We start from the raw sequence: 12192 nt of genomic DNA on the forward strand, positions 1-12192 counted from the left end.
TGGTCATCGAGCAGCTGTACGACCAGCAGGGCAACGTGCCGGTGGCGACGACCCCGTTGTTGATGCTGGACATGTGGGAGCACGCGTTCTACCTGGATTACGTGAATGTGAAGGCCGACTACGTGAAGGCGTTCTGGAACATCGTGAACTGGGCCGATGTCTCGGCGCGTTTCGAGGCTGCCCGCAAGGGTGCCGCGGCGCTGATCGTCCCGGGCAAGTAACAAAACCCCGCTGGAGGCGTAAGCCTCCTCACATCGAACGCCCAAGTGGCGTAAGATAGAAACAACGTGTTTTGCGTGTCTTGCGGCATGAGCCGCAAGACACGCATAAACCCGGTCAGCACCCAGCTGACGACACAACGGAGTGTCCAATTTTTCCAAGCCACTCCGTCTCTGTGTCCCAACCCCGGGGCCCTCTTTCCGCGGCAGTGGCAACACCACTCTGTCAAGGAGAAATACACGTGACTACCCGTGTTGGCATTAACGGTTTCGGACGCATTGGTCGCAACTTCCTGCGAGCAGCCCTGGCGAACCGCGCAGACATCGAAGTTGTTGCAGTAAACGACCTCGGATCCATCAACGACCTGGCCATGCTGGTCAAGTACGACTCGATCATGGGCCGCCTGGAAGAAGACGTGAGCGTCGACGGCGCCTACATCGTCGTCGGGAACAAGCGCATCAAGGTCCTCTCGCAGAAGGATCCCGCCCACCTGGGCTGGGGCGAGCTGGGCGTCGACGTCGTAATCGAGTCCACCGGCCTGTTCACCAAGGCCGTGGATGCCGAGAAGCACCTGCAGGCAGGCGCCAAGAAGGTCATCATTTCCGCCCCCGCTTCCAAGGAAGACATCACCATCGTCATGGGTGTCAACCACGAGAAGTACGAGGCCGACAAGCACCACATCATCTCCAACGCCTCCTGCACCACCAACTGCCTGGGCCCTGTCGCCAAGGTCCTCAACGACCAGTTCGGCATCGTCGACGGCTTGATGACCACCATCCACGCGTACACCGCGGACCAGCACCTGCAGGATTCCCCGCACAAGAAGGATCCGCGCCGCGCCCGTGCCGCCGCCCTGAACATGATCCCGACCTCCACCGGTGCGGCCAAGGCCATCGGCCTGGTCCTCCCGGAGCTCAAGGGCAAGCTCAACGGCTACGCCATGCGCGTGCCGGTCCCGACCGGGTCGGCCACCGACCTGACCGTGAACCTGGCCCGCGAGGCCTCCGTCGAGGAAATCAACGCCGCGTTCAAGAAGGCCGCCGAGGAGGGCCCGCTCAAGGGCTTCCTGAAGTACTCCGAGGACCCGCTGGTCTCCACCGACATCGTCCACGACCCGCACTCCGCGGTCTTCGACGCCGGCCTGACCACCGTCATCGGCACCACGGCAAAGGTCGTCGCGTGGTACGACAACGAGTGGGCCTACTCCACCCGCCTGGTTGACCTGACCGAATACGTCGGCGCCCGGCTCGGTTAGTCCCCGAGACTCGGATAACCTAGTCACATGACTTCCCACACTCTCGACGAACTGATCGCCGATGGTGTCCTTGGGCGGCGCGTTCTGGTCCGCAGCGACCTGAACGTGCCGCTCGATGGCTTCACCGTCACCGACGACGGGCGCGTGCGCGCCTCCATTCCCGTGGTGCAGAAACTGGCCGAGGCCGGCGCCCGCGTCATTGTCATGGCACACCTGGGCCGCCCCAAGGGCGAACCCGACCCCACATACTCCATCGCCCCGGCGTCCACGCGCCTGGCCGAGCTCTCCGGGCTCGACGTGCGCACCGCAACCGACGTCACGGGCCCTTCCGCGCAGAAGCTTGCCGGCGAACTGGTCGACGGTGCCGTGCTGGTGCTGGAAAACGTGCGCTTCGATGCGCGCGAGACCTCCAAGGACCAGGGCGAGCGCGCGCAGTTCGCCGCCGAACTGGCCGCACTGGCCGGCGAGGGCGGTGCCTACGTGAACGACGCCTTCGGCGCGGTGCACCGCAAGCACGCCTCGGTCTACGACATCGCCGCGCTGCTTCCGGCCTACCAGGGCGACCTGGTGGCCACCGAGGTGCGGGTCCTGAAGACCCTCACCGAGGCCCCCAAGCGCCCCTACGTGGTAGTTCTGGGCGGATCCAAGGTCTCGGACAAGCTTGCGGTGATCGAGAACCTGCTCGGGAAGGCCGACCACCTGCTGATCGGCGGCGGCATGGCCTTCACCTTCCTCAAGGCCCTGGGCCACGAGGTCGGCGGCTCGCTGCTTGAGGAAGACCAGCTGGAAACCTGCCGCGGCTACCTCTCGCGCGCCAAGGAACTGGGCTGCGACATCGTGCTTCCCACCGACGTGGTCGTTGCCTCGAAGTTTGGGGCCGACGCCGAGCATGAGGTGCGCCCGGCCGAGGACATCACCGGCGGGCGCTTCGGCGACACCGGCCTGGGCCTGGACATCGGCCCGGTCTCCGGGGAAAACTTCGCCAGCTACATCACCAGCGCCAACACGGTCTTCTGGAACGGGCCCATGGGCGTCTTCGAGATCCCGGCATTCGCGAACGGCACCCGTGCGGTGGCCGGCGCGCTGGCCGAATCCGAGGCGTTCAGCGTCGTCGGCGGCGGGGATTCCGCAGCCGCGGTGCGCACGCTGGGTTTCCACGACGACGATTTCGGACATATTTCCACCGGCGGCGGTGCCTCCCTCGAGTACCTCGAGGGCAAGGAACTGCCAGGCCTGACTGCCTTGGAGGCGCGTAAGTGACCACTTCGACCAACGGTAAATTCGACCGGAAGCCGCTGATTGCCGGCAACTGGAAGATGAACATGGACCACGTCCAGGGCATCACGCTGCTGCAGAAGCTGGCCTGGACACTGGCCGACGCCGAGCACGACTTCGAGCGGGTCGAGGTGGCGGTCTTCCCGCCGTTCACCGACCTGCGCGGCGTGCAGACGCTGACCATGGGCGACAACCTCCCGGTGCGCTACGGCGCCCAGGACCTCTCCGCCCACGACTCCGGCGCCTACACCGGGGAAATCTCCGGACAGTTCCTCTCCCGCCTGGGTTGCGGCTACGTGCTGGTGGGACACAGCGAACGCCGTGCCCTGCACCACGAGTCCAACGAGCTGCTGGCCGCCAAGGTCGCCGCCGCGTACCGCCATGCGGTCACCCCGGTGCTGTGCGTGGGCGAGGGCCTGGAGATCCGCCAGGCCGGAACGCACGTCGAGTACACGCTCGAGCAGCTGCGCGGCTCGCTGGCCGGGATCACCGCGGAGCAGGCGGAAACCCTCGTGGTTGCCTACGAGCCGGTCTGGGCCATCGGCACCGGCGAGGTCGCGGGACCGGAGGACGCGCAGGAACTGTGCGCCGCCATCCGCGCCGAGCTTGCGGTGCTCTTCGGCGCCGACGTCGCGGCCTCGGTCCGGGTGCTGTACGGCGGCTCCGTCAAGGCGTCGAATGCCGCGGCAATCCTCGCCCAGCGCGACGTCGACGGCGTGTTGGTCGGCGGGGCCTCGTTGGACGCCGCGGAATTTGCTAACATTGTTAGGTTCGAGCACCACCTGGTGACCGACTAATCGCCATCGAGCGGATTGAAGGGCAATAGTGGACGTCATCAAGTTGGTACTGCAGATTTTGCTGGGCATCACGAGCCTGCTGCTCACCCTGCTCATCCTGCTGCACAAGGGCCGCGGCGGCGGCATGTCCGACATGTTCGGCGGTGGCATGACCACCTCGCTGGGATCCTCCGGCGTCGCAGAGCGCAACCTCAACCGCGTGACCATCGTCCTGGGAGTGACCTGGGCCGCCGTCATCATCGGCCTGGGCCTGGTCATGCGCTTCAGCGTCGAGTCCTAGGCTTCGGCCGCACCGCACCAAGCAGGCAAAAAGCGCGGCCCGCCTCTCCTTCAACGGATGAGGCGGGCCGCGCTTTGGCGTGCGTGGAGAACCGGTCAGACCAGGGCCGCGGCGGCGGCGTCCATGAGCCACCAGGTCCCCTGGGTGCCCGACACCCCGGAGGCCGGAACGCGTTCACGCGCCACCGGCTCCTGGCCCAGGGCCACGCCGGCCGCCGGGGCCTTGTCGGCCCCCGCGACCACGAGCCACACCGCGCGGGCGGTGTTGATGGCCTGGAAGGTCAGGGACACGCGCAGCGGCGGCGGCTTGGGCGAGTCCCGCACCCCGATGACGTTTGCACCGGTTGCCGCGGCTCCCGCGTGGTCGGGGAACAGCGAGGCCACGTGGGAGTCCGGGCCCATGCCCAGCATCAGCACGTCGAAGACCGGCAGGGAACCGGCGGTTCCCTCGTCTGAGGCTTCCCGCTCCAGCAGGTGCGCGTAGGCGGCGGCCGCCTCCTCCGGGGTCTCGAACTCGTCGGCCGCGCCCATGGCGTGCACCCGGCCCCGGTCCAGGCCGTGGGCATCGAGCACGCCCAGAAGCACCTCGGCCTGCACCGCGTTGCGGTCCGGGGAGCCGGCCTCGACAAAGCGCTCGTCCCCCCAGTAGAAGTTCACCCGCGACCAGTCCACCGCGCCCAGCGCGGGGGAGTCGGCGACGGCCTGCAGCGAGGCGATGCCCAGGGTTCCGCCGGTGAGCACGACGGATGCCTCCCCGCGCGCGGCCTGCGCGTCGAGGATCGCGGTGACCAGCCGGGCGGCGACCGCGGCGGCGGTGGCCGGCAAGTCGGGGTGGATGACGACGTGACGCTTAGCGCTCACTGGCACGGATGCTCCTCAGGTTGGTGCGTTTCAGGCCCTCGCGCACGACCTCGCCGAACAGCTCGTCCGGGTCGAGGCGGCGCATCTCCTCGGACAGGCAGTCCGAGACCGAGCGCTGCGGCAGGGAAATCAGCTGGGCCTTCTGGCCCGGCTGGTACAACTCGGCCACGTCCCCGGGGGGACGGGTAAGCTCGACGTCGCCGGTGGGAAGCGCGAAGCGCACCGAGCGGACGCCGGTGCCCTCGGGGGAGGACGCCAGCGTCACCGGGATCCGCAGGCACAGCCGCAGCCAGGCGGCAAGCAGCACCGTGGAGGGGGAATCGACCGCACCGGTGACGGTCACCGCGGTGACCTCGGCCGGGTCCAGCTGGTCCATCACCGCGGCCAGCTGTGCGCGCCACAGCGTCAGCCGGGTCCAGGCCAGGTCGGTGTCCCCGGCCCGGTAGGACTCGGCCAGCGCGAAGAGCGCCTTGCGCGGGTTGGCCTCCGCGCCCGAATCGGTGATGCGGCGGTGCGCGATCCTGCCCAGCGGGGACTGCGAGGCGTCCTTCGGGACCCCGTGCGGCCACCAGGCCACGATCGGGGCGTCGGGCAGCAGCAACCCGGAAACCAGGGACTCGTCCACGTGCGCGTCGGGGCCGAAGGTGTGCAGCACGATGACCTCCGCGGCGCCGGCGTCCCCGCCCAGGCGGATCTGCGCGTCCAGCCGGGTCGCCCCGGTGGCAGCGCCCTGGACCACCACCACGATGCGGCAGGGGTGTTCGCGGCTGGCCAGCGAGGCCGCGGAGATCGCGTCCTCCTCGTACCCGGCACGGGTGATCACCAGCAGCGTCAGCACGCGGGAGAGCGCGGCGGATCCGCCGGCCCGGCGCATGGTGACCAGTTCCTTGGAGATCTTCGAGGTGGTGGTGTCTTTCAGCTGCGCAATCATGGGCGGCGCCATGTCCTTCCGTCGCGGGCCATCAATTCGTCGGCCGAGGCCGGGCCCCAGGAGCCGGGGGCGTAGGGTTCGGGCTGGGTCGGCAGCGACGCCCAGTGTTCCTCGAACGGGTCCAGGATGCGCCAGGACTGCTCGACCTCCTCGTGGCGGGGGAACAGCGGCGGCTCGCCCAGCAGCACGTCCAGGATCAATCTCTCGTAGGCCTCGGGGGAGGACTCGGTGAACGCATGCCCGTAGCCGAAGTCCATGGTCACGTCGCGCACCTCCATCTGTGTGCCCGGGACCTTCGAGCCGAAGCGGATGGTCACGCCCTCGTCGGGCTGGACGCGGATGACGATGGCGTTCTGCCCGAACTCGTCGTCCTTGTGGTCGCGGAAGAGCAGGTTGGGGGCGCGCTTGAAGACCACCGCGATCTCGGTGACCCGGCGTCCCAGGCGCTTGCCGGCGCGCAGGTAGAACGGGGCCCCGGCCCAGCGGCGGGTGTTGATCTCCAGCTTGACCGCCGCGTAGGTCTCGGTCTTGGACTCCGGGTTGAAGCCCTCCTCGTCCAGGAAGCCGGTGACCTTCTCCCCGCCCTGCCAGCCGGAGGTGTATTGGCCGCGGGCGCTGGCAGAATCCAGGTCCTCGGGCAGCCGCACGGCGGTGAGCACCTTTTCCTTCTCGCTGCGCAGGTGGTCGGCGTCGAAGGAGATCGGTTCCTCCATGGCGGTCAGCGCCAGCAGCTGCAACAGGTGGTTCTGGATGACGTCGCGCGCCGCCCCGACCCCGTCGTAGTAGCCGGCGCGGCCGCCGATGCCGATGTCCTCGGCCATGGTGATCTGCACGTGGTCCACGTACTTGGCGTTCCACAGCGGTTCGAAGAGCTGGTTGGCGAAGCGCAGGGCCAGCAGGTTCTGCACCGTCTCCTTGCCCAGGTAGTGGTCGATGCGGAAGACCGCATCGGGCGGGAAGACCGATTCGACGATCTCGTTCAGCTCGCGGGCCGAAGCCAGGTCGTGGCCGAAGGGCTTCTCGATGACCACCCGGGACCAGCCGGCGTCGGGGGATTCGTCGTGGGCCAGCCCGTGCTTGGAGAGCTGCTGGCAGACGGTCTCGAAGGAGTTCGGCGGGATGGAGAGGTAGAAGGCGTGGTTCTTGGAGGTGCCGCGCCGGGCCGCCAGGTCGTCGAGCGTCTCGCGCAGCCTGGTGAATGCTGCATCGTCGTCGAACCCGCCGGAAATGAACCTGAAGCCGCTGGCCAGCTGCTCCCAGACGGTCTCGTTGAAGGCGGTGCGGGAGTGGTCCCTGACCCAGGCCTTGGCCTCGGCGGCGAACTGCTCCGCGCTCCAGTCCCGGCGCCCGAAGCCGACCACGGCGAAGTTCGGCGGCAGCAGCCCGCGGTTGGCCAGGTCGTAGACGGCGGGCATGAGCTTCTTGCGGGCCAGGTCCCCGGTGATGCCGAAGAACACCAGCGCCGAGGGCCCGGCAATCTTCTCCAGGCGCCGGTCCCGGCGGTCACGCAGCGGATTGGGGTGGTTCAGCGCGGGGCGCGGGGTGGAATCGAGCATCAAAGACGGGCCTTCAACTGTTGGTGGGAAACCGGTGAAACGGTGCACCGGGCGCGCGCGGCGCCCGGTGCACCGGGGTGGGATGCGGGTGGTGGATCAGGCCTGGGCCAAATCCCGCACCAGCTTATCCAATTGGGCCAATCCCGCTTCCTTGTCCCGCAGGTGCAGGCGCAACACCGGGCGTCCCGCATCGGCCAGCACCGCCGCGTCGCCGGAAGCCTGTGCGGCAATCAGCTCCCCGAAGGTGAAGGGGCGCTCGGGGATCGACAGGTCCATCGCGGAGTCCGCGGTGACCTGCAGGTAGGCGCCCACGCGCGGGCCGCCCTTGTGGAACTGCCCGGTGGAGTGCAGGAAGCGCGGGCCCCAGCCGAAGGTCACCGGACGTCCGGTGGCCGTGGCCAGTGCCGGGCGGATGGCCTCCAGCGCGGTGTCCGCGCGGCGGTCCAGGTACGCCTGCACCGACAGGTAGCCGTTGGCCGGCAGCGCCGCCAACAATGCCGCCAGGGCGCCGGCGACCGAGTCGACGCCGGTGAGCAGCCCGGCGGAGCCGCGGACCTCGATCGCGCCCTCGGTGAGCTGCGCGGGGACCGGGTCCGGGGTGGAATCCAGCAGCGAGCGGGCGGCGACCTTGGCGGCCTCCACGTCGGGCTGGTCGAACGGGTCGATCTCCAGCAGCCGCCCGGCGATGGCCGTGGCGTACTCCCAGAGCAGCATCTGCGCGCCCAGGGCACCGGAGACGGCAACCGAGGCCGCGTTGGCATCGATGTCCTCGTCGGTCAGCAGCCCGGTGTCGGCCACCAGGCGGATCTGCAGGAAGTCCGCCGCGTCCGAAGTGGTTTCCGGCGCACCGTCCTCCACGACCACCGGCAGCACGCCGGTGCCCAGCTTGCCGGTGGATTCGGCGATGAGCTGTTCGGCCCAGTCGGCGAACCCGACCAGGCCCGAGCCCTCGTCGGCGAAGATGAGCTTGTCGCGCAGCGGCACGGTGCCGGCAAGCGCGGCGCCCAGGGCCAGGGCGATGTTGTCCTCGTCGTCCTCGGCCAGGAACTCCGCGGCGTCGGACGCCTCGTCCAGGAACGCCTCGATGTCCACCCCGGCCAGGCCGGAGGGGACCAGCCCGAAGGCGGTCAGCGCCGAGTAGCGCCCGCCCACGGTCGGGTCGGCGTTGAACACCGCGCGGTAGCCGGCCTTGCGGCTGGCCGCATCCATCGGGGAGCCGGGGTCGGTGACCACGATGATCCGGGCGGCGGCGTCGAGCCCGGCGTCGTTGAACGCCTGCTCGAAGACGCGGCGCTGCGAGTCGGTCTCCACGGTGGAACCGGACTTGGAGGCTACCACCAGGGCGGTGGTGGCCAGCCGGTCGGTGAGGATGCCGGCAACCATTTCCGGGTCGGTGGAGTCGCAGGTGACCAGCTCGACGTCGTTGGTCGCGCAAATGACCTCGGGGGCCAGCGAGGAGCCGCCCATGCCCGCGAGCACGATGCGGTTCACGCCCTCGGCGCGCAGCTCGTCGCGCAGGGCCAGGATGCCGGGCACCAGGGCGCGCGAGCTTTCCGCGGCATCGACCCAGCCCAGGCGGACCGCGGCCTCGGCGCGGGCCGAGGCGACCCACACCGTGGTGTCCTTGGCGGCGATGCGGCTGGCGACCCGATCGGCCACCAGCGCCGGCACATGCGCCTCGATGGCCGCTTGCGCGGCACCGGTGGCGATGAAACCCAGGGAGCTCATTAGTTGCCTGCCTTCTTCAGCGAGGCGGCGAGGTCGGTGAGCAGCTCGTTCCAGGCGGCCTCGAACTTGTCCAGGCCCTCGACCTCGAGCTTGGCCACGACCTCGTTGTAGCTCACGCCCAGGGCGGCAAGCTCGTCGAGCACGGCGTTGGCCTGCTCGTAGGTCCCGGTCACGGCGTCCCCGGTGATCCGAGCGTGGTCAGCCGTGGCTTCCAGGGTCTTCTCCGGCATGGTGTTCACGGTGTTCGGTGCGCACAGCTCGGTGACGTAGAGGGTGTCCGGCAGTGCCGGGTCCTTCACGCCGGTGGAGGCCCAGAGCGGGCGCTGCGCGTGGGCGCCGGCGGCGGCCAGCAGGTTCCAGCGCTCGGAGGTGAAGGACTCCTCGTAGACCTGGTAGGCCAGGCGGGCGTTGGCGACGCCGGCCTTGCCGCGCAGGGCCAGGGCGGTGTCGGTGCCGATGGCGTTCAGGCGCGCATCGACCTCGGTGTCCACGCGGGAGACGAAGAAGGAGGCAACCGAGTGCAGCTTGGAGATATCGTGCCCGTTGGCCTTGGCGGCCTCCAGCCCGGTGAGGAAGGCGTTGATGACCGCGCGGTAGCGCTCCAGGGAGAAGATCAGCGTGACGTTCACCGAGATTCCGGCGGCCAGCGTCTGCGCGATGGCCTCCAGGCCCTCGACGGTGGCCGGGATCTTGATCAGCACGTTCTCGCGGTCGACCATCTCGGACAGGACCTTGGCCTCGGCGATGGTCTCGGCGGTCTTGCGGGCCAGGCGCGGGTCGACCTCGATGGAGACCCGGCCGTCGGCGCCGTTGGAGGCGGCGTAGACGGGTGCGAACAGGTCGCAGGCCGCCGCGACGTCGTCGCTGGTGATCTTGAAGACCGCTTCCTCGGCGTCCATGCCGGCAGCTGCCAGTTCCTTGACCTGTGTGGCGTAGGACTCGCCGTCCTGCAGTGCGGCGTGGAAGATCGAGGGGTTGGTGGTGACCCCGACGACGTTCTTTTCCTTGATCAGTGTTTCCAGCGAACCGGAGGTCAGGCGTTCGCGGGAGAGGTCATCGAGCCAGATCGAGACGCCGGCGTCGGAGAGGGCCTGGGTGTTTGCGTTGCTCACGATGGGAATCCTTTGGGTGTTGTGGTGTTACTTGGCGGCGGAGATGGAATCGAGGGCGGCGGCGGTGACGGCCTCCGCGGTGATCCCGAACTCCGAGAAGAGTCGCTTGTAGTCGGCCGAGGCGCCGTAGTGGTCAAGGGAGATGATGCGTCCGGCATCCCCGACCAGTTCGCGCCAGCCCTGGGCCACGCCGGCCTCGACGGAGACGCGGGCCTTCACGGCCGCGGGCAGCACGGACTCGCGGTAGGCGGCGTCCTGCTTGTTGAACCATTCCAGGCACGGGATGGAGACCACGCGGGCGGGCACGCCCTGGGCCTGCAGGGCCTCGCGGGCCTCGACGGCCAGGGAGACCTCGGAGCCGGTGGCCAGCAGCAGCACCGCCGGGGCGACGACCTCGCCGTTGGCGGTGGCGTCGGCGAGCACGTAGGCGCCCTTTTCGGTGCCCGAAGCGGCGCCGAAGCCCAATTCGCTGCGGTCGTAGACCGGCAGGTTCTGGCGGGAAAGGATGATGCCGGCCGGGTTGGAGGTGGTTTCCAGGATCTTCTTCCAGGCGAAGGAAACCTCGTTGGCGTCCGCCGGGCGGACCACGTCCAGGTTCGGGATGGCGCGCAGGGAGGCGAGCTGTTCGACCGGCTGGTGCGTCGGGCCGTCCTCGCCCAGGCCGATGGAGTCGTGGGTCCAGACGTAGATCGACGGGATTCCCATCAGCGCCGAGAGGCGGATGGCCGGGCGCTGGTAGTCGGAGAAGATCAGGAAGGTGCCCGAGTAGGCGCGCGTCGGGGAGGCCAGGGTGATGCCGTTGACGATGGAGGCCGCGGCGTGCTCGCGGATGCCGAAGTGCAACACCCGTCCGTACGGGTTGCCCTTCCAGGAGTCGGTGGACCGCGATTCCGGGATGAAGGAGGGCGCGCCCTCGATGGTGGTGTTGTTCGAGCCGGCCAGGTCGGCCGAGCCGCCCCAGAGCTCGGGCAGCACGCCGGCTACGGCGTTGATGGCCTTGCCGGAGGCCGAGCGGGTGGCGACGTCCTTGCCGGGCTCGAAGACCGGGAGGTTCTGGTCCCAGCCGGCGGGCAGGTGGCCGGATTCCAGGCGTGCCAGCAGTGCGGCGTTCTCCGGGTTGGCGGCGGACCAGGCGTCGAAGCCTTCCTGCCAGGCGGCGCGGGCCGCCGTGCCGCGGGTCTGGACCTCGCGGGCGTGGCCAAGCACGGCTTCGTCGATGGCGAAGGATTCGGCCGGGTCGAAGCCCAGGGCCTGCTTCAGTCCGGCTACCTCGTCGGCGCCGAGCTTGGAGCCGTGGATGCCGCCGGTGTCCGCCTTGGTCGGCGAGGGCCAGCCGATGACGGTGCGCAGGGAAATGATCGAGGGGCGGGAAGTCTCTGCCTTGGCGGCGCGCAGTGCGGCGTCCAGCTCGGCGAGGTCCTCGACGTAGTTCCCGGTCTTGGTCCAGTCCACGCGCTGGGTGTGCCAGCCGTAGGCCTCGTAGCGGCCCAGCACGTTCTCGGTGAACGCGACGTCGGTGTCGTCCTCGATGGAGATGTGGTTCTCGTCGTAGACCACGACAAGGTTGCCCAGTTCCTGGTGGCCGGCCAGCGAGGAGGCCTCGGAAGTGACGCCCTCCTGCAGGTCGCCGTCGGAGGCGATGACCCACACGGTGTGGTCGAACGGGGAGGTGCCGGCGGCGGCGTCGGCGTCAAGCAGGCCGCGCATGCGGCGCTGGGCGTAGGCGAAGCCCACGGCCGAGGCCAGGCCCTGGCCCAGCGGGCCCGTGGTGATTTCCACGCCCGCGGTGTGGCCGTATTCCGGGTGCCCGGGGGTCTTGGCGCCCCAGGTGCGCAGCGACTCGAGGTCCTCCATCTCCAGGCCGTAGCCGGAGAGGAACAGCTGGGTGTAGAGGGTCAGCGAGGTGTGGCCGGGGGAGAGCACGAAGCGGTCGCGCCCGATCCAGGACGGGTCGGACGGGTCGTGGCGCAGGTGCTGCTGGAAGATCAGGTAGGCGGCCGGGGCCAGCGAGATCGCCGTTCCGGGGTGCCCGTTCCCCACCTTCTCGACCGCGTCCGCGGCCAGCACGCGGGCGGTGTCGACTGCTCGCTGGTCAAGATCGGTCCAAGCGAATTCGCTGTTGTCTGCTAGTGGCGCCACGTTGTGGGTCCTCCCTGTACGGTGTGCATTTCAAAGTCTG

The 12192-nt window shown here is 69.1% G+C and carries 11 protein-coding genes; 5 read left to right on the forward strand and 6 right to left on the reverse strand.

Annotated elements, in window-relative coordinates:
- From BLJ79_RS20915 to secG, 5 genes are all read left to right on the forward strand, one after another.
- Positions 1-221, forward strand: a 221-nt coding sequence (locus BLJ79_RS20915) for a Fe-Mn family superoxide dismutase (RefSeq protein ID WP_217641948.1), incomplete at its 5' end; no start/stop codon positions are given.
- Positions 222-460: 239 nt separating this feature from the next.
- On the forward strand, positions 461-1474 hold the full coding sequence (gene gap / locus BLJ79_RS20920) for a type I glyceraldehyde-3-phosphate dehydrogenase (protein ID WP_071216751.1): 1014 nt from the start codon (positions 461-463) through the stop codon (positions 1472-1474).
- Between the two features lie 27 nt (positions 1475-1501).
- Positions 1502-2734, forward strand: coding sequence for a phosphoglycerate kinase (locus tag BLJ79_RS20925; protein ID WP_071216752.1), 1233 nt, complete (start codon positions 1502-1504; stop codon positions 2732-2734).
- Positions 2731-3546: a triose-phosphate isomerase gene (gene tpiA, locus BLJ79_RS20930; RefSeq protein WP_071216753.1), complete on the forward strand. Its 816-nt coding sequence runs from the start codon at positions 2731-2733 to the stop codon at positions 3544-3546. Before BLJ79_RS20925 ends, tpiA begins: the two co-directional genes overlap by 4 nt.
- 28 nt (positions 3547-3574) lie before the next feature.
- Positions 3575-3826 (forward strand): preprotein translocase subunit SecG, encoded by a 252-nt coding sequence (gene secG / locus BLJ79_RS20935; RefSeq protein WP_071216754.1) that lies wholly within the window; start codon positions 3575-3577, stop codon positions 3824-3826.
- 95 nt (positions 3827-3921) lie between these two features.
- On the opposite strand, the gene pgl is transcribed toward secG, so the two are convergent.
- The 6 genes from pgl to tkt form a co-directional block, all read right to left on the reverse strand.
- Entirely contained in the window at positions 3922-4686 is a 765-nt protein-coding gene (pgl, locus tag BLJ79_RS20940; protein WP_071216755.1) for a 6-phosphogluconolactonase, read from the reverse strand.
- On the reverse strand, positions 4676-5617 hold the full coding sequence (locus BLJ79_RS20945; protein WP_071216796.1) for a glucose-6-phosphate dehydrogenase assembly protein OpcA: 942 nt from the start codon (positions 5615-5617) through the stop codon (positions 4676-4678). The genes pgl and BLJ79_RS20945 overlap by 11 nt, the downstream gene beginning before the upstream one ends.
- Complete coding sequence (gene zwf, locus BLJ79_RS20950; protein ID WP_071216756.1) at positions 5614-7173, reverse strand: glucose-6-phosphate dehydrogenase; 1560 nt, start codon at positions 7171-7173, stop codon at positions 5614-5616. Before zwf ends, BLJ79_RS20945 begins: the two co-directional genes overlap by 4 nt.
- A gap of 96 nt (positions 7174-7269) precedes the next feature.
- Complete coding sequence (locus tag BLJ79_RS20955) at positions 7270-8901, reverse strand: phosphoglucose isomerase-related protein (RefSeq protein WP_071216757.1); 1632 nt, start codon at positions 8899-8901, stop codon at positions 7270-7272.
- A complete protein-coding gene (tal, locus tag BLJ79_RS20960) occupies positions 8901-10013 on the reverse strand; it encodes a transaldolase (RefSeq protein WP_071216758.1) in 1113 nt (370 codons plus the stop codon). The genes BLJ79_RS20955 and tal overlap by 1 nt, the downstream gene beginning before the upstream one ends.
- A 27-nt stretch (positions 10014-10040) precedes the next feature.
- Complete coding sequence (tkt, locus tag BLJ79_RS20965) at positions 10041-12152, reverse strand: transketolase (RefSeq protein ID WP_071216759.1); 2112 nt, start codon at positions 12150-12152, stop codon at positions 10041-10043.
- Positions 12153-12192: the final 40 nt, after the last annotated feature.

It is taken from the genome of Arthrobacter sp. UCD-GKA, assembly GCF_001863355.1.
GTDB lineage: Bacteria > Actinomycetota > Actinomycetes > Actinomycetales > Micrococcaceae > Paeniglutamicibacter.

What these genes read in the sequence shown, in the direction of transcription:
- BLJ79_RS20925 (WP_071216752.1), top strand. Translation starts at nt 1,502, where the DNA reads ATGACTTCCCACACTCTCGACGAACTGATCGCCGATGGTGTCCTTGGG.
- zwf (WP_071216756.1), bottom strand. Translation starts at nt 7,173, where the DNA reads ATGCTCGATTCCACCCCGCGCCCCGCGCTGAACCACCCCAATCCGCTG.
- BLJ79_RS20945 (WP_071216796.1), bottom strand. Translation starts at nt 5,617, where the DNA reads ATGATTGCGCAGCTGAAAGACACCACCACCTCGAAGATCTCCAAGGAA.
- BLJ79_RS20955 (WP_071216757.1), bottom strand. Translation starts at nt 8,901, where the DNA reads ATGAGCTCCCTGGGTTTCATCGCCACCGGTGCCGCGCAAGCGGCCATC.